17 protein-coding genes and 1 tRNA gene are annotated in these 20,903 nt (G+C 63.7%); 5 read left to right on the top strand and 13 right to left on the bottom strand.

Annotated elements, in window-relative coordinates; all coding sequences use genetic code 11:
* Window positions 1-5: 5 nt before the first annotated feature.
* The 5 genes from exbD to IVA81_RS04685 all read right to left on the bottom strand — a co-directional run bounded on the left by exbD (window position 6) and on the right by IVA81_RS04685 (window position 4,983).
* Window positions 6-461 (bottom strand): TonB system transport protein ExbD, encoded by a 456-nt coding sequence (gene exbD, locus IVA81_RS04705; protein ID WP_247312919.1) that lies wholly within the window; start codon window positions 459-461, stop codon window positions 6-8.
* Window positions 462-464: 3 nt separating this feature from the next.
* Window positions 465-1,433 carry a tonB-system energizer ExbB gene (gene exbB / locus IVA81_RS04700; protein WP_247312916.1) on the bottom strand — a complete coding sequence of 323 codons (969 nt, stop codon included), beginning with the start codon at window positions 1,431-1,433 and terminating at the stop codon, window positions 465-467.
* Window positions 1,430-2,119, bottom strand: coding sequence for a Fe2+-dependent dioxygenase (locus IVA81_RS04695; protein WP_247312913.1), 690 nt, complete (start codon window positions 2,117-2,119; stop codon window positions 1,430-1,432). The genes exbB and IVA81_RS04695 overlap by 4 nt, the downstream gene beginning before the upstream one ends.
* A 2-nt stretch (window positions 2,120-2,121) precedes the next feature.
* Window positions 2,122-4,521, bottom strand: a complete 2,400-nt coding sequence (locus IVA81_RS04690) for a TonB-dependent receptor (protein ID WP_247313331.1) — start codon at window positions 4,519-4,521, stop codon at window positions 2,122-2,124.
* A 222-nt stretch (window positions 4,522-4,743) separates the two neighbouring features.
* Window positions 4,744-4,983: a hypothetical protein gene (locus IVA81_RS04685; protein ID WP_025035676.1), complete on the bottom strand. Its 240-nt coding sequence runs from the start codon at window positions 4,981-4,983 to the stop codon at window positions 4,744-4,746.
* A gap of 376 nt (window positions 4,984-5,359) precedes the next feature.
* On the opposite strand from IVA81_RS04685, the gene IVA81_RS04680 reads away from it, so the two are divergent.
* The 3 genes from IVA81_RS04680 (at window position 5,360) to IVA81_RS04670 (ending at window position 10,309) form a co-directional block, all read left to right on the top strand.
* Entirely contained in the window at window positions 5,360-6,529 is a 1,170-nt protein-coding gene (locus tag IVA81_RS04680) for an efflux RND transporter periplasmic adaptor subunit (protein ID WP_247312911.1), read from the top strand.
* Window positions 6,526-9,672 carry a multidrug efflux RND transporter permease subunit gene (locus tag IVA81_RS04675; protein ID WP_247312908.1) on the top strand — a complete coding sequence of 1,049 codons (3,147 nt, stop codon included), beginning with the start codon at window positions 6,526-6,528 and terminating at the stop codon, window positions 9,670-9,672. The genes IVA81_RS04680 and IVA81_RS04675 overlap by 4 nt, the downstream gene beginning before the upstream one ends.
* Before the next feature lie 64 nt (window positions 9,673-9,736).
* Window positions 9,737-10,309, top strand: coding sequence for an invasion associated locus B family protein (locus tag IVA81_RS04670; protein ID WP_247312905.1), 573 nt, complete (start codon window positions 9,737-9,739; stop codon window positions 10,307-10,309).
* Window positions 10,310-10,342: 33 nt separating this feature from the next.
* Here IVA81_RS04670 and IVA81_RS04665 read toward each other — a convergent pair whose 3' ends face one another.
* The 7 genes from IVA81_RS04665 to IVA81_RS04635 form a co-directional block, all read right to left on the bottom strand.
* A complete protein-coding gene (locus IVA81_RS04665) occupies window positions 10,343-10,705 on the bottom strand; it encodes a DUF1428 family protein (protein ID WP_247312902.1) in 363 nt (120 codons plus the stop codon).
* A gap of 172 nt (window positions 10,706-10,877) precedes the next feature.
* A tRNA-Gln gene (locus IVA81_RS04660) sits at window positions 10,878-10,951 on the bottom strand.
* Between the two features lie 158 nt (window positions 10,952-11,109).
* A complete protein-coding gene (locus IVA81_RS04655; protein WP_247312900.1) occupies window positions 11,110-12,180 on the bottom strand; it encodes an acyltransferase in 1,071 nt (356 codons plus the stop codon).
* Window positions 12,181-12,252: 72 nt separating this feature from the next.
* Complete coding sequence (gene rnz, locus IVA81_RS04650; protein WP_247312896.1) at window positions 12,253-13,155, bottom strand: ribonuclease Z; 903 nt, start codon at window positions 13,153-13,155, stop codon at window positions 12,253-12,255.
* A gap of 29 nt (window positions 13,156-13,184) precedes the next feature.
* Window positions 13,185-14,168 (bottom strand): antibiotic biosynthesis monooxygenase, encoded by a 984-nt coding sequence (locus IVA81_RS04645; RefSeq protein ID WP_247312893.1) that lies wholly within the window; start codon window positions 14,166-14,168, stop codon window positions 13,185-13,187.
* A 15-nt stretch (window positions 14,169-14,183) separates the two neighbouring features.
* Entirely contained in the window at window positions 14,184-15,581 is a 1,398-nt protein-coding gene (guaD, locus tag IVA81_RS04640) for a guanine deaminase (protein ID WP_247312890.1), read from the bottom strand.
* A 15-nt stretch (window positions 15,582-15,596) separates the two neighbouring features.
* A complete protein-coding gene (locus IVA81_RS04635) occupies window positions 15,597-16,814 on the bottom strand; it encodes a multidrug effflux MFS transporter (RefSeq protein WP_247312887.1) in 1,218 nt (405 codons plus the stop codon).
* A gap of 502 nt (window positions 16,815-17,316) precedes the next feature.
* Here IVA81_RS04635 and IVA81_RS04630 point away from each other — a divergent pair.
* On the top strand, window positions 17,317-18,825 hold the full coding sequence (locus IVA81_RS04630; protein WP_247312884.1) for an amidase: 1,509 nt from the start codon (window positions 17,317-17,319) through the stop codon (window positions 18,823-18,825).
* A gap of 10 nt (window positions 18,826-18,835) precedes the next feature.
* On the opposite strand, the gene IVA81_RS04625 is transcribed toward IVA81_RS04630, so the two are convergent.
* Window positions 18,836-19,441 carry a TetR/AcrR family transcriptional regulator gene (locus tag IVA81_RS04625; RefSeq protein WP_247312882.1) on the bottom strand — a complete coding sequence of 202 codons (606 nt, stop codon included), beginning with the start codon at window positions 19,439-19,441 and terminating at the stop codon, window positions 18,836-18,838.
* 198 nt (window positions 19,442-19,639) lie between these two features.
* On the opposite strand from IVA81_RS04625, the gene IVA81_RS04620 reads away from it, so the two are divergent.
* Window positions 19,640-20,884, top strand: a complete 1,245-nt coding sequence (locus IVA81_RS04620) for an efflux RND transporter periplasmic adaptor subunit (RefSeq protein ID WP_247312878.1) — start codon at window positions 19,640-19,642, stop codon at window positions 20,882-20,884.
* Window positions 20,885-20,903: the final 19 nt, after the last annotated feature.

The raw sequence follows: 20,903 nt of genomic DNA, 5'->3' as shown, positions 1-20,903 counted from the left end.
CCTTCTTAAGGCTGAGCGGCGCCTGCCGCAGGCGCGCCAGGAGCGCCTTCCAGCGCCACCAGTTTCACCCGCGTATAGCCGCCTGAGCGCAAGAGCTCCATGATGCCCATCAACTCCCCATACGGCACCGACTTGTCGGCGCGCAGGAAGACGTACTTGTCCTTGCTCATGTCGGACAATCCGTCGAGCGTCCCGATCAACTCGGCCCGGTGGACCGTGTTTTCCCCGATGGCAAGCGTCAGATCGGGCTTGATGCTGAGATAGGTCGGCTTGTCCGGCTTCTTCTGCGGCGTCGCGCTCGACGTCGGCAGATCGATCGGCAGGTCGACCGTGGAGAGCGGAGCTGCGACCATGAAGATGATCAGCAGGACCAGGATGACGTCGATGAACGGCGTGACGTTGATGTCATGCGTTTCCGAGAAATCGTCGTCGTCATCGTTGTCTGCGAGCGAAACGGCCATGGTTCACTCCGCTGCGCGCGAATGCACGCTGCCGTGGCTGCGGTCGAGATCACGCGAGAGCAGCCGGCCCGCGGCGCCCGAGGCGCGGCTGACAAGCTCGAGATAGCCCTTCGTCACGCGCGAGAAGTGGTTGTAGATGATGACGGCGGGGATCGCGGCGACGAGGCCGATCGCGGTGGCGAGCAGCGCCTCGGCGATGCCGGGCGCAACGACGGCGAGATTCGTGGTCTGCGACTTCGAGATGCCGATGAAGCTGTTCATGATACCCCAGACCGTGCCGAACAGGCCGACGAAGGGGGACGTCGAGCCGATGGTCGCGAGCACGCCCATGCCGATCCGGATGCGCCGTGCCTCGGCGCGCACGATCTCGGAAAAGCTGGAGGCCGCGCGCTCCTTGATGCCGGCATCGCTGGACAGGCCGGCCGACATCCGCGCCTCGCGCAGGGCCGCCGCCAGGAAGGACGGCAGAATCCCCTCCTTGGCTCCGAGCGCCATCTGCGCTTCCGCAAGCGAGCGCGTCTCCGAAATCTTCTTCAGCGCCGAACGAAGCTTGGTGGATGCAACCGACAGTTCGACCGATTTGGCGATGAAGACGGTCCAGGTCATCAGCGATGCGAAGGCGAGCCCGATCATCACCGCCTTCACGATGACGTCTGCCGACATGAACATGACCCAGGGCGACAGTTCCTTCATCGCCGGCGCGACGGCGGCCGCCGCATCGGGCTTGGCGGTGGTCGAAACGGTGGCCGCGAGGGACGCCGTCGGAGCAGTCGGGGCGGTTGCCGTCGAAGCCGAAGGCGCCGGGGCGGCAGGTGCAGTCACGGCCGGAGCCGGACCGGCCGGGACCGGCTGAGCCGCCGATTGCGCCGGTGCCGCCGGGGTTTGCGTCTGGGCGGAAACAGGAGATGCGAACCAGGCGGCCGCCAGCATCGCGGCTGCGGCAAGGCTTGCTTTTGAGGTCATGGTCTTCATACTTCGGCCCAGTAGCGAATGAGGTTGTGATAGATACCCGTCAATTTGACCGTTTCGGGATCGTCACGCCCGAGCCGTTCCACCAGCGCCTGTATCGCGGTGTCGAGGTCAAAGATCATGCTCCGGGCTTGATCGTCCCGTATCATGCTCTGAAGCCAGAAGAAAGACGCAACCCGCGTTCCCCTCGTCACGGGGGTGACGAGATGGAGGCTGGTCGAGGGATAGAGCACGCAGTCGCCGGCTGGCAACTTCACTTCGTGCGAGCCGTAAGTGTCCTCGATCACAAGTTCGCCACCGTCGTACTCTTCCGGCTCGGCGAGGAACAGTGTGACCGACAGGTCTGTGCGGATGCGAAGGCCGGTCAGACGGTCACCGCGGATCGCATTGTCGACATGCAGGCCGAAATGATGGTCGCTGCTCGCCGCATAGCGGTTGAACAACGGCGGGAAGATCTGGAGCGGGATTGCCGCCGCGATGAAACGCGGATTCGACGTCAGCGCCGAGATGATGCGGTTGCCGAGTTTTCTCGCGACTTCGCTATCGGGCGGCAGTTGCTCGTTGCGTTTGACCATCGCCGACTGCGCGCCGGCGGTGGAGCGGCCGTCCTCCCATTCGCTGGCGTCCATGATGCGGCGGAAATCCGCCACATCATCCTTGCTGAGAACGCCCGGCAGGCACGTCAACATGATCAGAACTTCGCCGTGGTCACGACGTAGAATGCCCGGCCCGGCGCCACCGCCACGAACGGCACCGCGCTGCGATAGAACGAGTCGTAATAGAGCTTGTTGGTCAGGTTCTGCGCGTAGAACTTCATGGTCCAGTTCTGGTCGATCTTCTTCTCGACGAACGCATCGAAGCGCCAATAGCTCGGCAGCTCGTTGGTGTTGGCCGCAAAGGTACCGCCGTAAACCTTCGAGCGGTACACCGCCTGCCCGCCGAGCTCCCAGCCGCCGTCGAACTTGTACTTGGTCAGCATGCTGAACGACTGGTGGGCAACGTTGGCAAGCTGCAGGCCGAGATTCGAGGCAACGCCGCTCTGCGTGACCTTCGACTGCATCAACACCAGGCCGCCAAAGATGCTCCAGCGATCGGTGATCTTGCCCTCGGCTTCGATGTCGATGCCCTGGATCCTATAGGCCGCGCCCGATGTCAGCAGGCCGGCGACGGTCTCGCGCGCGTTGTCCTTGGTGGTCTGGAACAGCGCACCGGTGACCAGCAGGTGGCGATCGGCGAGCTCCCATTTGGTGCCGAGCTCGATTGCCTTGTTGCGCTCGGGCCCGAGCAAGAGGGTCGAGTTGGGAGGAACACCGCCGTAGTCGGTGGCGGTCGCGTCTAGTTCAGAACCGAACGGATTGGCCGAGGTCGCGTAGGCTGCATAGATGCTGCCGATCGACATCGGCTTGTAGACCAGGCCGACATTGTAGTTCACCAGATCGGCGTTCTGTTTCACATAGCTCGCATTGTTCGACGCGCTCTGGCTATAGCCGTCGTAGCGCACGCCGCCGTTGACGATGATGGTGTCCTGCCAGTTCGCGGTGTCCATGACGTAGACGCTGCTGGTGTTGACACCGTAGCGCGTTGGATTTCCGAGGAGCGACGGAATGCCGAAGGGAATGTTGGTGTACTGGGGGGAGTAGAGATTGACCCCTGAGACGGCGCCGCTGCTCGTGAAGGCGGAGCCGGACAGCTCCGACGCGAGGCCGGCGTAGCGGTCGATCGAGATGTTCTCGTTCGCATACTCGACGCCGAACACGGCGGTGTGCTTGACCCCGCCGGTGTCGAGCTTGAACGTGGCCTCGTTCTGGTTGGCCCACACGTCCACGTTCTGATACCGGCTCTGCGCGCTCGCCGTCGTGGTCCAGAGCAGCGGATTGGGGCTGGTCGTAATCGGGTTCTGCGGCAGCGTGCCGATATAGTTGAGCACCGAATGCTCGCCGCGCACCTTGCTGGTCAGCGTAATGGCCTCGTTGACCTTGTACTCGATGATGCCGGTGCCGAAATCCTGTCGCGCGGTCTGGAAGTCGCGATTGAGGAAGCCGTACCAGTTTCCGCGCGGAATGCCGGCCGACGTCACCGGCACGTTACCCTGCCTGTAAAAGGGCACGCCGAAATCCGGCAGACCGCTGAGGTCGGTGTGGACATAGTTCGTGGTGATCTTGATATCGCTGGTCGGGGTGTATTTGGTCGAGATGAAGGTACCCCAGCGATTGTCGGTCACATAGTTGCGGCCGGCCACGTTGGCGTCCTGGAACAGGCCGCCGGTGCGCACCGAGAAGGTCGGGTCGATGACCTGGTTGACGTCGAGCGTGACACGCTTGGTCTGGTCGGTGCCGAACTCGGAATCCACGCGCTGGAAGTTGCGATCACCGGCCTGCTTGGTGACGATGTTGATGGCGCCGCCGGCCGTGCCGCGGCCGGCGTAGGAGGATGCCGGCCCGCGCAGAATCTCGATCTGCTCGGTGAAGAAGTTCTCGCGGATGGAAACGGCGGGATCGCGGATGCCGTCGATGAACACGTCGTTGCGCGCGTCGAAGCCGCGGATGAAGAAGCGGTCGCCGAACGCGTTGCCGCCTTCGCCCGAGCCCAGCGTCACGCCTGCGGTCGAGCGCCCAATCTCCTTCAGCGTCGTCGCGTTCTTGTCCTCGAGCACTTCCTTGCTGAGCACCGTGATGGACTTGGGCGTGTTCAGCATCTTCTCGGGAAACTTGCCCGAGGCCTGGACGTGGTCGACCTTGTAGGGCGCGGCCGGATCGGCATATGGATTGCCATCGGGAGCGCCTGACGGCGCAGTCGGCGCCGCCTGCTGGGCCGCCTGCTCGCGTTGCGCGGCACGACGAAGCGCGTTGCGGGCGCGGATTTGCTCCGGCGAAGGCTTCGAAGCTGTCGGACGCGGGCGCGCGACAGGAGCGTCGACCGTCACCGGCGGCAGGTTCGACTGCTGCGCCTGCGCCCCGCTCGACACGGATGCCGCTGCGATCAAGCTCGCAACCGCGGAGACCTTCTTGCCGGAAACGCCCGCGAACTTTTCATTCCCCAGATCGAATGCTGCGACCGAACGCAACGACTTCGGTGCGACCACCTGCCCCATTACCAAACGCCCCATCTTCCTGTTCGCTCACTCACTTCGACGAACGATGGGTTGTTGGTATCGGCCGCAAAATAGTGGGTCAATGCGAGCGCCTCGCAAGAACCCTTGAATCAATCCAGATCAAAACAATTCTAAACTGCAGTTTGAAATCGTTCTAAACTAAGGCTGGACTCATTCTAAAGATGACGCCAATTGCGTGCAATTGACGGTTTGCTTTCAGCATCAATCGCTGCTCGGCGGCTTCATCAGCGAGAACAATTCATCGACGGTCTTCTGCGCGACCGCGCGCACGCGATCGGTGTTGTCCATCCCCGCGATGTTGACGCCATTCACGACGGCCTTGATCTCGTCTCGGAAGTCGGTGAGGAAGCGCAAGGGATCGCGCTGCTCGTTGGCCACACGCGCGATCAATCCCGTGATCAGAATCTGACACGCGATCAGCTTGCCGTTCAATTCGTCCATGCTGCGCTCCCTTGTGGCGGCGCCGATATGGACGATGCCGAAATTCCTGACAACCGAAACAGCTTCCGCGGTATTTAGAACCGTTCTTGTCGCCGGCACCGAGCTGCGGCTCGGCGCGGCGCCATCGAGGTTGAGCACACCGTCTGCGAGTGCCGCACAAGACTTGCCCGCCGATCGACCCGACCGGGAAAATGCAGCACTGCACACCGCCGCGCCAGACCACTGCCCAGGTGGTGCAAAGCTTTCCAATTGTTTAGGATTCTCAACTGATAGTGCTGTTTACACTGGAACTTGGCGTGTATTATACAAACGCGCTGGAACCCTGCGATTGCCCCGTAATTCGTAGCTGAGGGCATACGAGCCGACACGAGACGACATGAAAAAGTCCCGGCCGATCCTCTGGCTTCTGATCGTCGCGGCCGTGGCCTCCGCGGGTTACTATGGTTGGCAGAAATTCGGGCCTGGAGTCGGAAAAACCCAGACCGCCCAGAAGGGTCCACCCCGCCCGTCCGCCGTCCCCGTGAGCGTCGCGCCGGTTCAGAAGGTCGACTTCCCGGTCTACCTGACCGGTCTCGGCACGGTTCAGGGCTTCAACACCGTCCAGGTCCGCAGCCGGGTGGATGGTCAGATCGACAAACTCGCCTTCAAGGAAGGCCAGATTGTCCAGCAGGGCGAGCTTCTGGTCGCGATCGATCCCCGCCCCTATCAAGCCGCGCTCGACCAGGCCAAGGCCAAGAAGGCGCAGGACGAGGCGAGCCTCGCCAACGCCAATCTCGAACTTCAGCGCGCCATGAAGCTCGGCGAATTCGCGACCGCGCAGCGGGTCGATACCCAGCGCTCCACCGTCGCCCAGCTCACCGCCCAGATCGCCGCCGACGAAGCCGCGATCGCCAACGCCCAGACCCAGCTCGACTACACGCAGATCAAGGCGCCGATCACGGGGGTCGCAGGGCTCCGCCAGGTCGACATCGGCAACATCGTCAACGCCTCGACGCAGACGGGCATCGTCACGATCTCGCAGGTCGAGCCGATCACCGTGATCTTCACGGCACCGGAAGACCAGCTCCCCTATATCAGCGAAGGCCAGCAGGCTGGTGCGCTCAAAGTGATCGCCTTCACGACCGACGGCAAGAAGACGCTGGCCGAGGGCAAGCTCGCGGTCATCAACAACCAGGTCGACACCACCAGCGGGACCATTCGGCTCAAGGCGGTTTTCGACAATAAGGACCACACGTTGTGGCCGGGCCAGTCGGTTTCGACGCGGCTTCTGGTGCGGACGCTGAAAGATGCGACCGTGGTTCCCGATGATGCGGTCCAGCATTCGACCAACGGCCTGTACGCTTATACCGTCAATCAGGACAACAAGGCCGAAGTGCACAAGATCAAGGTCAGCTACAGCATCGACGGACGCTCGGTCGTCGATGAAGGCCTGATCCCCGGGCAGCAGGTCATCACCGGCGGTCAGTTCAAGGTGCAGCCCGGAAGCCTCGTCTCGACAGCGGTGGCGAGCTCGGATCCGGCCCAGAACAAGGTTCGACAGGAATGACCGAGGGCGGGATTTCGGCACCTTTCATCCGTTATCCCATCGGCACCTCGCTGCTGATGGCCGGCATCCTGTTCGTCGGCCTCGTCGCCTACCCGCTGCTGCCGGTCGCGCCGCTGCCGCAGGTGGACTTTCCGACCATCCAGATCACGGCCAACCTGCCCGGCGGCAGCCCCGAGACGATGGCCTCGTCAGTGGCGCAGCCGCTCGAACGGCAATTCGCCCAGATCCCCGGCATCGCCCAGATGACCTCGACGAGCTACCTGGGCACGGCGTCAATCACCATCCAGTTCGACCTCAATCGCAGCATCGACGGCGCCGCCAACGACGTCCAGGGTGCCATCAACGCCGCCAGCGGCCAACTGCCGAAGAATCTGCCCTCGCCGCCGACCTACCGCAAGGTCAACCCTGCGGACGCCCCGATCCTGCTGCTGTCGGCAACCTCCGAGACGCTGCCCTTGACCAGCGTCAGCGACGCCGTCGACGCCCAGCTCGCCCAGCAGATCAGCCAGCTTTCGGGCGTCGCGCAGGTCTTCATCGGCGGCCAGCAGAAACCTTCGATCCGCATTCAGGTCGATCCCGGCAAGCTCGTGGCAAAGGGCCTGTCGCTGGAAGACGTGCGCAGTGCGATCGCGATCACCACGGTCGACAGCCCCAAGGGCAATATCGACGGCGAGAAGCGCGCCTATACGATCTACGCCAACGACCAGCTCACGCACGCGAAGGACTGGAACGACGTCATCATCGCCTATCGCAACGGCGGTCCGTTGCGCATCCGTGACATCGGCCAGGCGGTCAGCGCCGCCGAAGACGCCAAGCAGGCAGCCTGGGCCAACGGCAAGCGCGGCGTGTTCCTGGTGATATTCAAGCAGCCCGGTGCCAACGTCATCGAGACGGTCGACCGCATCAAGGCCACCCTGCCCCGGCTGGTGGCTGCTATTCCGCCCGCAATCAAGATCGAGCTGATCAGCGACCGCACCACGACAATCCGTGCCGCGGTCGAAGACGTCCAGTTCACCCTGCTCCTGACCATCGCGCTCGTGGTCATGGTCATCTTCATCTTCCTGCGCAGCTTCTGGGCCACCGTCATTCCCACGGTGACGGTGCCATTGGCGTTGTTGGGCGCGTGCGCCTTGATGTGGGTGGTCGGCTATTCGCTCGACAATTTGTCGCTGATGGCGCTCACCATTGCGGTCGGATTCGTGGTCGACGACGCCATCGTGATGCTCGAGAACATCACCCGCTACATCGAGGAAGGCGACTCGCCCATGGTGGCCGCCTTCAAGGGCTCCAAGGAAATCGGCTTCACGATCGTTTCGATCAGCATCTCGCTGGTGGCGGTGCTGATTCCCCTGCTGCTGATGGGCGGCATCATCGGGCGCCTGTTCCGCGAGTTCGCCGTGGTGCTGGCGATGACCATCTTCGTCTCGATGTTCGTGTCGCTGACGCTGACGCCGATGATGGCCTCGCGCTTCCTGCGCGCGCATGGCGAGGTGACCCACGGCAGGTTCTACCAATGGAGCGAGCGCGCCTTCGACGGGATGCTGCGCGGCTACGAATACGTGCTCGACCACGCCTTGGCCTGGCGCCGCACCACGCTGGCGATCTTCTTCGCCACGCTCGGGTTGTCGATTTACCTGTTCGTCCTGATTCCGAAGGGCTTCTTCCCGCAACAGGACGTCGGCCTCATCACGGCCACATCCGAGGCCTCGCAGGACATTTCGTTCAAGGAGATGGTCAGACGCCAGGAGCAGCTCGGCAAGATCATCATGGCCGATCCCGACATTGCCAGCATTGCCATGGCAATCGGCGGCAGCGGCCGCGCCGGCAACAACGGCAATTTGTTCATCACGCTGAAGCCGCGCGACCAGCGCCAGGCCTCGGCGCAGGAGATCATCGCGCGGCTGCGTCCGCAGTTCGACAAGGTGCCCGGCGCCCGCCTCTACATGCAGGCGGCCCAGGACGTCCGGCTCGGCGGTCGGCCGACCCGTACGCAGTTCGAATTCACGCTGCAGGACGCCAATCTGGAGGAGCTCAACGAATGGGCGCCAAAAATCCTCTCCAAGATGCAGACGCTGCCGCAGCTGCGCGACGTCGCGACCGACCAGCAGACGCAGGGCACCACCGTCCAGCTCAAGATCAACCGCGACACCGCTTCGCGCTACGGCATCCAGCCGCAGATGATCGACGACACGCTGTATGACGCCTTCGGACAGCGGCAGGTTACGCAGTATTTCACTCAGCTCAACACCTACAAGGTGATCCTCGAAGTCCTGCCGGAAATGCAGGGCAGTCTCGAGACATTGAACAAGCTCTATCTGAAATCGCCGCTGACCGGCGAACAGGTGCCGCTGTCGACCTTCGCGACCTGGACCACCGATCCGGTCCGCCCACTCTCGATCAGCCATCAAGGCCAGTTTCCGGCGATCACGATCAGCTTCAACCTCGCCCAGGGCATCGCCCTCGGCCAGGCGACCGAGGCCGTGCAGAAGGCGATGGCCGATCTCGGAACGCCGCCGACACTCAATTCCAGCTTCCAGGGCACCGCACAGGCCTTCCAGCAGTCGCTCGGCACCGTGCCGCTGCTGATCCTCGCCGCACTCGTCGTGGTCTATCTGATCCTCGGCATCCTCTACGAGAGCTACATCCATCCGATCACGATTCTGTCGACCCTGCCCTCGGCCGGCGTCGGCGCGCTCGCGATCCTGATGGCGGCCGGCTTCGACTTCAGCCTGATTGCGTTGATCGGAATCATTCTCCTGATCGGCATCGTGAAGAAGAACGGCATCATGATGGTCGACTTTGCGATCGCCGCCGAACGCGACGAGCACAAGACGCCGGAGGAATCGATCCGCCAGGCCGCGCTGCTGCGCTTCCGCCCCATCATGATGACGACGATGGCCGCGCTGCTCGGCGGCGTGCCGCTGATGCTCGGTCACGGCACCGGCGCCGAGATCCGCCAGCCGCTCGGCTACGCCATGGTCGGCGGCCTGATCGTCAGCCAGGCGCTGACGCTGTTCACCACGCCCGTCGTCTATCTCTATCTCGACGAGCTCAACAACTGGTTCTCGGGCTGGGGCCGTCCGGGTGACGGTGACAGCCAAGAGACGGTCGAGCACGGCACCGTCAAGGAAGCCGCCGAGTAAGCTTGCGCCGCGTCTCCCGCGACGCTACAGCGAGACCCCCGGTTCACGCCAACGTGGTTTCGCCATGCCCATGCAATCCCGATTTGTCGCCCTCGCCGCCGCGGTCCTGTTGTCGACGGGGGCCGCCCATGCGCAGCAAGGCGCGAAGAAGAACGCAGCTTCCCCTGTCCCGGCAGCACAGCCCTCGCCAGCTCCGACGCAAGCACAGGCTGACGGTGCGCCGGCGCAGCAGCCCGGCTGGATCGTGCGCTGCACCAGCGTGAGCCGCGAGGCGCCGCTCGAATGCGCGATGGAGCAGAACGCGGTGCTGACCAAGACCGGCCAGACCATCGTCCTCGTCAACATCCGCATCGCGCCCGACACCCGCACGCCGGTTGCATTGCTGCAATTGCCGCTCGGCCTCAATCTTCCCGTCGGCGCCAAGCTTCAGGTCGACGAAGGCAAGACGGTCGATCTCCAGATCCAGACCTGCGAGAACCGCGGTTGTTACGCCTCGACCCCGATCGCGGCCGACCTGCTCGCGGCCTTGCGATCGGGCAAGCAGCTCAAGGTCTCCTTCCAGAACATGGCCAAGGAGATCATCGCGATCCCGATGCCGCTGGGTGATTTCGCGGCAGCTTACGACAAGATCAAGTAACAAGCTTCCAGCTACTGCCGCGCCATCCCGCTGTCAGCCGATGACGTCGTTTGCCCGGAGCAGCGTCGTGAAGCCGCCATAGATCATGCGCTTGCCGTCGAACGGCATGCCCTCCATCTTCAGCCGCGGGTCTGCCATCACCTTCTTGTTGACGGCATCGCGGGTCTCCCGGTCGCGGTAGACGATCCAGGCGAACACCACGACCTCGTCCTCCTTCGCCATCACCGCGCGCGGAAACGACGTCAGCTCTCCATAGGGAACGTCGTCAGCGATGCATTCGACATAATCGAGCGCACCGTGCTCCATCCAGAGCGCGCAGGCGGCCGTCGCCAGCGACTTGTAGGCATCGACCTTGTCCTTCGGCACGGCCAGAACGAAACCATCGACATAGGGCATCACGGATCTCCTTGGGTTGATGGCCCAAGGACGATGGAGCGCACAGCGATCCGACGGCGAGATGCGATTTTCAGATGAGGCAAACCGTCGCGAGCGGCGCCGCGACCAACGGACCTCATCCTATCGAACGGCATACCGAGGGAACTGCGACCCGTGCAAAAGTGCCCGGAACTGGCTGGGGAACCTGGATTCGAACCAAGACAAACAGAGTCAGAGTCTGTTGTGCTACCGTTACACCATTCCCCACCGAAGCGCTTGAAATCACTAAGCTTTCTTCGGAAGTTCTGCGAGGCAGGCTGAAAGTTTTGCAAATCAGCGGCTTGCAGGCCGCTGATATAGCCGCGCTGATCTTCGCGGTCCAGTCCTTCTGTGCACATCGTCAGCTTGTTCTTGCTGCGTTCGCATCAACCCTTCCCGACAGCTTCACGCCGGTCCAATTGCCATGAGGAATCCAGTGGCGCTTTGCGGTTGTAGAAGAGCGAGCGGCGCGCCCGATCAATCCACCGCTGGACCGTGAATTCGAATGCGAGCGCGACGACTGTGGATGCGAGCAGGATGCCCAAAGTCTGAAACAGAATTCGCCAATGGCTCACAATGTGCGGATTGGTCAGCGTGATCGGATCAAACAGCTGCAAATTGATCGCGATCTGTATGAAGAGAAAATGCGAGAGATAGACGCCGTAGGAGGCGTCGCCCAATGCGGTCGACAGCGGTCCGTTGACCCTCGCGAAGAGCGTCGGAATCACGATGCTGGTTGCGACAACCAGCATCACGCCCTGAACGATGCCCCCGTGATAGTCGACGTCGGCATACACGTCGCCCAGGAGATAGAGGCTGTAGAGGCCGGCGAGCCAGTAGCCCACACGCGTCGACCATGTCAGGCGATCCCGCAACGAGAAAAGCACAACCCCAGTGCCGAAATAGCCGATCTGGCTGTAAAACGGGAAGTAAGCCCATTTCCATTCGCAGAAGTGAAGAATGACCAGCTTGATCGCGAAGGCAGCGACCACCAACCCGGCGAGCCGTTTTCTGTTGAGTAGGAGCAAGGCTGGCAGTAGCGCGTAGAAGACGATCTCCGCGCTGATCGACCATGCTTGAGGAACCAAGAGATATGTGGTGCTGTGCATGGCCGAATAGAGATCGAGACCCACCAGCGACAGGTTGATCACATAGGGCCGCTCATCCGTTCGCAGAGAATCGAAGATGCCGCTCTCGTTCGCCGGGTTCCACAAATGCAGTGCGAACGTAGCGATCAGGACAGTCAGGTAGAACGGGTAGAGCCTCGCAAAGCGGCTGGCCATGAACGCAGCAGGCCGCCCCGGATAGTGCCGCTCATAGGCGGCGGCCATGTAGAAGCCACTGATGATGTAGAAGACCTCTACCGCGGCCAGGCCCCCGATTGTTTGGTGGATGACGCCAAACTGGCAATGAAATCCAACGACGATCGCCGCCAGCAGAAAACGAACTGTCCCCATCAGCCCCGCACCCGTTGGCCTGCGAACCTAGACCTGCAATCGACACTGAACAAGCGGCCCTCGAAGGCGCGACTAGATCACAACGTGATCGAAGTCGGCGGCGATCCGGGTGTTCGGAAAGATCCTCGACGCCTCGGCCAGGATATCGTCGTCCTCGTATCGTCCCGACATATGGGTGAGCACGAGCTGACGGACGTTGTTCGCGGCAGCAAAGGCGGCCGCTTCCGCCGCGGTGAGATGGCCGTAATCCCGCGCGGTTGCGGCGTCGCGATCGAGGAAGGTCGCCTCGATCACCAGCATATCGGCGTCAGCAACGTAACTGGACAATCCGTCGGTGGTTTCGGTGTCACCGATCACGACGAGCCTCTTGCCGCCGCTCGGCGGGCTTAGGACGTCTTCCGGATCGATCGTTCGATCGGCGATCACGACCGGCCGTCCTGCAGCCAGTTCGCCGCGCATGGGACCATCCGGGACGCCAAAGGCCGCAAGGCGATCGGGCCGAAGGTGGCGACGTGCAGGACTTTGAAACACGAAGCCAAAGCTGTCGGTGTCGCGGTGGCGGACCGCAAAGCAGGCGATGGTGTAGTCGCCGGCGTCGATGACCTGTCCTTCGCTCAGGGCAGCGAACTCGACCGCGATCGGCGCCCTGCCCGCACCCCACAAGCCTGCGAGCATCCGGATGACGAGGTCGAGCGTGCCCTGCCCGCCATGAATTGTCATCATTTCGGCGCTCTGCCGCAAGCCCAGGGTCGAAAACAGTCCGGGGATGCCCAGCACGTGATCGAGATGAGCGTGCGTCAGCAGCACGCGGTCGAGCCGCCGAAAGCCGGCGCCGCTGCGCAGCAGTTGGCGCTGCGTGCCCTCGCCGCAATCGACCAGGATGCGCTTGCCCGCGGCTTCCACCAAGAGCGCCGGATGGTTGCGCTCCACTGAGGGAACGCTGGCCGAGGTTCCGAGAAATGTCAGGGCGAACATGGTCGTTACGTGTCCGGCGGTGGACGGTCTCACCGCCCCCAATGCCACGCGAGCAGCAGCGCGTACAGACCCATCGACGCCGCATAGAGCGCGGCAAGCAGTGCATATCCCGCGATCTGGCGACTGATCGCCGCCTTCGGCCTGACCCACCAGTCGAGTGCCCTGAAGGCGGCAGGCACCAACCACCAGCCGAGCAACTGGGTGCTGACGAGATTGCCGACGAAGAGCGATAGCCAGACCGGCACGCCGTGACTGTCGATCAGCGGCCCGCTGACAAAATAGCCCCAGAGGTAGACCACGGGATAGAGCACCAGCAGCACAATGAGGTTGCTCTTCCAGATCAGGCTTGGGCTTTGCTCCGGAGCCTGGGCCTTGCCGGCAGGGAACCAGAAATTGAAGCCGTAGCTCGCCCGCTTCACGTTCATGCCCGCGTTGAAGCGCTCACCTTCCCTCAGCAGCGTCTGCCGCAACGGCGAGTCGAGCCATGCGTTGAGGTTGGCATCGCTGTCGAACGTCAGGATGACGATCCACTCGTCGTGAAGGCCCGGAATCGGCCGCTCGATCTTGTGGCGCAAGAACCCCTTGAACTCGGCCTCCGCAGCCTGGATGCGCTGCTGCCATTTGAGGAACGCGTCTTCGAGTCCATCCGGCACATTGAAGGAGATGACGGCGGAGACCGCATTGTCACGCTGGACGCCGCTGTCGGGCAGGATATGGACGTCCTCCGAACCGACGAAGAAGCGCTGCACCTCGCCGATCAGCCGCGTCCGCTCCTCGCTTTGAAGCCAGGCGCGCGCTGCAGCCGGGCTTGCGAAACGCAGGACCGTCACCCAATCAACATGGGCCGGCGGCCGCGGCGGCACGACCTCCTGGCCCAGGAATCCGGGCCAGGCCTTGAGTGCCTCGCCGACTTCGCCATTCCAGCGCGCGAACGCGGCAAAGCCGTCATCGGCAATGCGGCGCTGGATGACGAGGGCGACCGGCTGTCCGGACGTATCAGGAGATGCGCTCATCGGCGGCCGTCCGCTTCAGTTCTTCTTGTAGAGACGCTTGCCCATCACCCAGGTCTCGTCGACGCAGCGATCGTCGCCGACCATCATGACGGCGAACAGCATGCTCGCGGCCTCGTCCATCGTACGCGGGCCGGCGCCATCGGCGATCAGCGACTGGTGCCACGCTTGCGCGACTTGCCCACCGTTCGGATCGAGCGCCACGAAATCGGCCTCCTTGCCGGGCTCGAAATTGCCGAGCTTGTCGTCGATATAGAGGCCTTCGGCGCCGCCGAGCGTGATCGACCAGAAGCCACGATAGGGCGAGAGCTTGTTGCGCTCGGCCTCGGCGAGGTCCTTGCGGCTCGGATCAATGCTGCCGTCGAGCAGCGTGTTGTTGCACATGCCGACCTTGTAGGCGTCGTCGAGCACGGAGATCATCGAGAAGCGATTGCCGCCGCCGACATCGGTGCCGAACGACATCTTCACGCGGTGCTCCGGATCGGTGGCGCGGCCGAGGCGGAACAGGCCGCTGCCGAGGAACAGGTTCGAGCACGGGCAGAACACCACCGCGGCGCCCTTCTTCGACATGCGGCGAAACTCGTTGTTCGAGAGATAGACGCCGTGACCACCGGAGAATTTCGGACCGACCAGGTCGAACTTCTCGTAGACGCCGAGATAGTCCTGGCAGTCGGGATGCTCGACCAGCACGCCGCTGCATTCGGCCGGGTTCTCGGAGATGTGGGTGTTGACCCAGCAGTCCGGATGCTCATGCTTGAGGCGCTGGCACGCCTTGAGCAGCTCCGGCGAGGCGCCGAAGGCGAAGCGCGGCGTGATGGCGTAGAGGTTGCGGCCCTTGTTGTGGTACTGCGCGATCAGCCGCTTGCTGTCGCGATAGAAATTCTCGGGGGTATCGATGAAATCCGCCGGCGCGTTGCGATCGATGCCGGTGAGGCCCGCGATGACGCGCATGTTGCGGCGGGCCGCTTCCTCGAACAATTCCTCGGTTGAAACAGGCGAAGAGCTCGTGAAGGCCTGGCAGGTGGTGGTGCCGGACGCCAGCAGCGCGTCGAGGAAACGCTTCACGCCCTCGCGCGCGTAGTTGCGATCTCGATATTTGAGCTCTTCCGGATAGACCCACTTCTGGAGCCACGGCAGGAGCTGCTCGCCATAGGCCCCTAACACGCGGGTCTGTGGCAGATGGATGTGACCGTCGATGAAGCCGGGGACGATGATGCGGTCCTCGATATGAGTGATCTCTACGCCGGGATGGGCAGCGACGATCTTGTCATGGGGACCGAACGCCTTGATCACGCCGTCGGTGACGACCATGAGGCCGTCCTGGTGAAAGCGCGCGGCGGCCTGCTCGTTGCCGACGTGCTTCCAGGGATCGTCGACGAAGTCGAAGAACGTGCCGCGAATACCGACAGTGGTCATGAATTGGTTCCTTCCTCAGGTCTGTGTGGCGTGGCGCACTGACGGCAGCGAGATCGCAAGCAGCGTGCCCGCAACAGCGCAGAGGCCGAGATAGAGCCATCCGATCGGCGCCTGCGTCGCCTCGGGCAATACCGCCGTGATCGCCATGGCGCCGCTGACGGCGAGATAGCAGAGCGCGCTGATGAGACCGCCGATCAGGCCGTGGTCACGCTCGAACAGGCCGAGCGCCATGCCGTACATCATCGGACACAGCACGCCGCAGCCGCCAAGCACCAGCGCGCCGCCGATCGTGATCGACGCAAAGTCGAGGCCGAAGATCATGCCTGTTACGGTCAGGACCACTGATCCGGCAAGAAATAGCGCGAATGCGCCGAACCCCAGCATGCGCGCCGGCATGAAGCGCGCAAAATGCGCGCACCCGAGCTCGCCGGCGAGATTGACGCCGCCAAGGCCGAGCGCGATGAGGCCGTAGATGGCCGCGGAATAGCCGAGGCCGGTCTGGTAGAAGAACGTCGCGACGACGCCGAATGCCAGCTGCGCGCTCGCTGCTGCGGCAAACACCAGCACAAAAGCCAGGAAGCCCGGACGCAGCAGCGCATCGCGCAGGATGCCGGCCGTGCGGCGCGGATCGAACGGTGCCCGCCGATCAACGGGCAGCGTCTCGGGCAGAAGACATACGACGATGGCGGCAACGATCGCCGCGGCAACGGCGATGATGACGAAGACGCCACGCCATGACGTCAGCTCGACGATGAAGCCGCCGGCCGCGGGCGCAAGCACCGGCGCGAGCCCCCACGCGGCGCCAAGCAGGCCGGAGATCGCCGTGAGCTCGCGTCCGCGAAAGCAGTCGGCCGCAACGGCATAGGCGACGACGAGACAGGTGCAGCCGCCGACGCCTTGCAGGAAGCGCAAGCCAAGCAGCAGCCAGGCGCTGGTGGCGAGCGCACAGGCGATGCTCATCGCGATGAGCACGGACAGGCCTGCGAGCAGAACGTTGCGGCGGCCGAGTGTGTCGGAGGCGATGCCGACCGGCACCAGCGCCAGACTCATGCCGAGCATATAGGCGGTGACGGTGTTCTGCATCGAGGCCGCGTCCGTGGCGAGATCCACCACCATCTGCGGCAGGCCGGGCGTGTAGGCATCGAGCGGAATCTGGCTGAACGGCACGACGCACAACAGGATCGGCACGATCCCACCCTTCAGGCGACCGGCGTCCGAAGCGAGTGCAGTCATGGATTACGCCCCTCGGTTCCCGCGGGCCCCGTCTTTTCGTACGCGCAATAAGAGGCGGCGATGCGGGTGGCGGACATTGTCGCGCGGAAGGTGCCAGAACTGTGTGTAAGAATTCTTAGGAGCGCTCGTATCGACACGGCCTCTGACGGCTGGTGCTCCGGCCCGGGGGACCTCCAAACAAAAAACGCGAAAACAACCCCATGCAAAGTACAAATCATCGAAGAATCTCGCGCCGCACGGCGCGTGGCCTGCCCGCGCGGACGTTTGACACGTCGGGCAAAGCAGGCGCAGATTTGCATGATGGCCGATCGTCAGTTCCGCCGTCGCGCCGATCCGTTAACGGGTCGGAAGGCATAGCTGCTTTGAAGCCCGGCCTCCGCATCGGTGCCACCGGCAAGCAGATCTGGTGCCCATTGCGCCGCCTCCTCATCCGGCTTTCAAAATTGCATGTTCGGTGCCCGGATCGGTTTGCATCGGGAAGTCTCGACACAGCGATGTGACAATGGAATTCGTGATGACCGCAGATGGCGTTGCGTGGGATTACGGCTCGATCAGCACACTTCTGGGCGCCCTGCAGGCGCGCAAGATCTCGGCGTCGGAGCTGCTCGAACATACGATTGCGCGCATCGAGGCGCTGGACGGGCGGATCAACGCCGTCATCGTTCGCGATTTCGACCGCGCGAGAGACGCTGCGCGCGTCGCCGATGCCGCGCTTGAGCGCGGCGAGCGCCAGCCGCTGCTCGGCATTCCCGTGACCCTCAAGGAGCCGTTCAACGTTGCCGGCCTGCCGACCACCTGGGGCTTTCCGCATTTCAGGGATTTTCAACCGGCGGAAGATGCCCTCGTGGTCTCGCGGTTGAAGGCGGCGGGCGCCGTCATCATCGGCAAGACCAACATCCCGATCGGGCTGCGGGATTTCCAGAGCTATAACGAAATCTACGGAACGACGAACAATCCGTGGGACCTCCGCCGGTCGCCCGGCGGCTCATCGGGCGGATCGGGCGCGGCGCTGGCCGCAGGCTTCGGTCCACTCTCGATCGGCTCGGATATCGGCGGCTCGATCCGGGTCCCCGCGCATTTCTGCGGTGTGTTCGGGCACAAGCCGAGCCTCGGCCTGGTCCCGCTGCGCGGATACAGCCTGCCGCCGGCACCGCCCGTCCCCGGCCAGGGCGATCTGGCTGTCGTTGGGCCAATGACGCGTACGGCCTCGGATCTCGCATTATCGCTCGACGTCATTGCCGGCCCCGACGAGACGCGCGAGGGGATCGGCTACCGCCTTGAGCTGCCCGCCCCGCGGCATGACAATCTCAGGGATTTCAGGATCCTCGTGATCGATACCCATCCGCTGATGCCGACGGGTGACGCCGTACGTTCTGCCATTGGGCGATTGGCCGACCGGCTCGACAGATCGGGCGCACGGGTCGCGCGCGCGAGCACGTCGCTGCCCGACCTCGCCGACTCCGCGCGGCTCTACATGAAACTGTTGAACGGAGCGCGGAGTCCGCGGCTGACACCGGCCGCGCTCGCAGAGGCGCAAGAAGTTGCCGCAGCACTGGTGCCCAACGACCGCAGTCTGCAAGCCGAACGCGCCCGCGGCTGGGGCATGCTGCATCGTGAATGGCTCGCGACCGATGCGGCCCGCCTGCAGCTGCAGCGGCGGTGGCAGCTTCTATTCCGCGAGTTCGACGCGGTGATCTACCCGTGCGCAGCGGTGCCGGCCTTTCCGCAGGACCAGTCCGAGCCGTTCGACGCGCGACAGCTCGACATCGACGGCAAGCACTACAATTACGCCGATGCGTGCTTCATCTGGGCGGATCCCGCCTCGACCTGCGGACTTCCTGCAACTGCCGTTCCGATCGAGCGCACGCCTTCGGGTTTGCCAATAGGCGTCCAGATCATCGGCCCCTATCTCGAGGACCACACGACGATCGCGCTCGCCGCGCTGATCGAACGCGAGTTCGGCGGTTTCGTCCCGCCGCCGGGGCTGCCTGCAATGCAATCCGCGAGATGACGGAGATCGATTACGTTCTGTCGGCCGACTGCGCCTCGACCGCCTGCACGGCGACGCTCGCCACCTGCCGCAGCGCTTCGCGATCCGCGCCGGATGACGCCATCACGCCCATGCCGACTGACACGGCCAAGACATAACGCGCGAGCGCGGCGGGATCGGAGCTCGGCTTCAGATCGCCTTCGGCCTTCGCGCGGATGAAGCGGTCGCGGAGCTGGTCTTCGTTCTGGGCGCGGCGGGCGGCGAGCTCGAACGGGACATTCTCGGAGCCGGTGCCGCAGGCGATGCCGCCCTGCACGAGCAGGCAACCGGGCGGATTGGCGGGATCGGTCTGCTTGTCGGCGATGCCCATCAGCATCCGCTCGGCGACGTCGCGGGCGGTGGCGGCTGCGACCACCTCCTCCATCCAGACACCGCGCAGCTTGCTGTAACGATCGAGCGCGGCTTTGAGCAGGCCTTCCTTGTTGCCGAAACAGGCATAGAGGCTCGGGGGATTGATGCCCATGGCCTCGGTCAGCTGCGCGATGGTGGCGCCCTCATAGCCATGGCGCCAAAACACTTCCATCGCCTGGTCCAACGCCATTTCGGCGTCGAATTCGCGGGGGCGTCCCATGCCCATGTGCCTATCTCCTCGGAATCGGCGTCCCATGTCAGCTAACGCCGGATCCTATCTATTTGTTCTGGCTTTCTTTTTCTTGTGTCTTCCCATTGTCGCGGTATCGGCGTACAATTTTCTTAGTGAATGTTACATAAGTATCTTGCATTGCGATATCCAGCTCCACATCTGTAGTGAACACTACATATCTGGAGCGCGCAAATGCACCCCACTCAAAATACCTCCTCTGCCGGCCGCCTTCGCCGCCTCCTCGGCGGCGTCGCCATCGTTGGCGTCCTTGCCGTGGCCGGTACGATCGCGGCCAGCCACTATTTTCGGCCCGCCCAGGCAACCGCAACGGCCGCCGCGGCTGAACAGGCGGTGCCCGTCACTGTCGCCATGATCGAGCCGCGGCAGACTGCGCTGTGGGACGACTTCTCCGGCCGATTGGAGGCCATCAACCGCGTCGAGCTCCGCCCTCGCGTCGCCGGCGCGATTCTTGCGACCAAGTTCACTGAAGGCGCACTGGTGAAGGCCGGCGACGTCCTGTTCAAGATCGACCCGGCGCCTTACGCGGCAGAGGTCGACAAGGCCAACGCTCAGCTCGAGGCGGCGAAGGCGCGCGTGGTGTTCACCACCAGCGAGGTCGAACGCGGCGCGCAGCTCGTCGGCAACGCGGTCGTGACACGCCGCGATTTCGATCAGCGCGAGAACGCCAACCGCGAAGCGATCGCCAACGTGAAGGCGGCCGAGGCAACGCTCCAGACCGCAAAGCTCAATCTCGATTACACCGAGGTGCGCGCGCCCGTGGACGGCCGCGTCGGCAAGATCGAGGTCACCGTCGGCAATCTCGTCGCCGCCGGCACCGCCTCCCCGGTGCTGACCTCGCTGGTCTCGGTCAATCCGATCTATGCGTCGTTCGATGCGGATGAGGAGGTCGTGCTGCGTGCGCTGAACTCGATCGCGGATGCCAAGGGCCAGCGCGGCAAGCTCGACCAGATTCCGGTGGAGATGACGACCTCCGGCGGTCTCTCGGCGAAAGGCCATATCCAGCTGATCGACAACCAGGTCAACGGCCAGAGCGGCACGATCCGTGTCCGCGCGGTCTTCCAGAACGAGGACGGGCGTCTCATCCCCGGCCAGTTCGCCCGCGTGCGCATGGGTCAGCCGAAGCAGCAGACGCTGGTGATGATCGACGAGCGCGCGATCGGCACCGACCAGGACAAGAAATTCGTGATGGCGGTCGGGGACGACAGCCGGGCGGTCTACCGGCCGGTCACGCTCGGCGGCGCCGTGGACGGATTGCGCATCGTGACCGAGGGGTTGAAGTCCGGCGACCGCATCGTCGTCAACGGCTTGCAGCGTGTGCGTCCAGGCGCCTTGCTCAAGACCGAGGTCGCCGCAATGGGTGCGCGTGGGCCACAGCAGGCTTCCAACCACAGCAACCAGGACGTGGTGCAACGCTAGCGTTCTCCGTCATTCCGGG

Origin of the sequence: Bradyrhizobium sp. 141 (assembly GCF_023074055.1) — a bacterium.
Lineage (GTDB): Bacteria > Pseudomonadota > Alphaproteobacteria > Rhizobiales > Xanthobacteraceae > Bradyrhizobium.
The sequence above is the reverse complement of the archived record's forward strand: the minus strand, read 5'-3'. Positions and strand labels throughout refer to the sequence as shown.

Bases quoted from the DNA above. Each gene is read 5' to 3' on its own strand.
- IVA81_RS04620 (WP_247312878.1), top strand. From the start codon at position 19,640: ATGCACCCCACTCAAAATACCTCCTCTGCCGGCCGCCTTCGCCGCCTC.
- IVA81_RS04670 (WP_247312905.1), top strand. From the start codon at position 9,737: ATGCCCATGCAATCCCGATTTGTCGCCCTCGCCGCCGCGGTCCTGTTG.
- rnz (WP_247312896.1), bottom strand. From the start codon at position 13,155: ATGTTCGCCCTGACATTTCTCGGAACCTCGGCCAGCGTTCCCTCAGTG.
- IVA81_RS04675 (WP_247312908.1), top strand. From the start codon at position 6,526: ATGACCGAGGGCGGGATTTCGGCACCTTTCATCCGTTATCCCATCGGC.
- IVA81_RS04685 (WP_025035676.1), bottom strand. From the start codon at position 4,983: ATGGACGAATTGAACGGCAAGCTGATCGCGTGTCAGATTCTGATCACG.
- IVA81_RS04690 (WP_247313331.1), bottom strand. From the start codon at position 4,521: ATGGGGCAGGTGGTCGCACCGAAGTCGTTGCGTTCGGTCGCAGCATTC.
- IVA81_RS04635 (WP_247312887.1), bottom strand. From the start codon at position 16,814: ATGACTGCACTCGCTTCGGACGCCGGTCGCCTGAAGGGTGGGATCGTG.
- guaD (WP_247312890.1), bottom strand. From the start codon at position 15,581: ATGACCACTGTCGGTATTCGCGGCACGTTCTTCGACTTCGTCGACGAT.
- exbD (WP_247312919.1), bottom strand. From the start codon at position 461: ATGGCCGTTTCGCTCGCAGACAACGATGACGACGACGATTTCTCGGAA.
- IVA81_RS04655 (WP_247312900.1), bottom strand. From the start codon at position 12,180: ATGGGGACAGTTCGTTTTCTGCTGGCGGCGATCGTCGTTGGATTTCAT.
- IVA81_RS04630 (WP_247312884.1), top strand. From the start codon at position 17,317: ATGGAATTCGTGATGACCGCAGATGGCGTTGCGTGGGATTACGGCTCG.
- IVA81_RS04625 (WP_247312882.1), bottom strand. From the start codon at position 19,441: ATGGGCATGGGACGCCCCCGCGAATTCGACGCCGAAATGGCGTTGGAC.
- exbB (WP_247312916.1), bottom strand. From the start codon at position 1,433: ATGAAGACCATGACCTCAAAAGCAAGCCTTGCCGCAGCCGCGATGCTG.
- IVA81_RS04680 (WP_247312911.1), top strand. From the start codon at position 5,360: ATGAAAAAGTCCCGGCCGATCCTCTGGCTTCTGATCGTCGCGGCCGTG.
- IVA81_RS04645 (WP_247312893.1), bottom strand. From the start codon at position 14,168: ATGAGCGCATCTCCTGATACGTCCGGACAGCCGGTCGCCCTCGTCATC.
- IVA81_RS04665 (WP_247312902.1), bottom strand. From the start codon at position 10,705: ATGCCCTATGTCGATGGTTTCGTTCTGGCCGTGCCGAAGGACAAGGTC.
- IVA81_RS04695 (WP_247312913.1), bottom strand. From the start codon at position 2,119: ATGTTGACGTGCCTGCCGGGCGTTCTCAGCAAGGATGATGTGGCGGAT.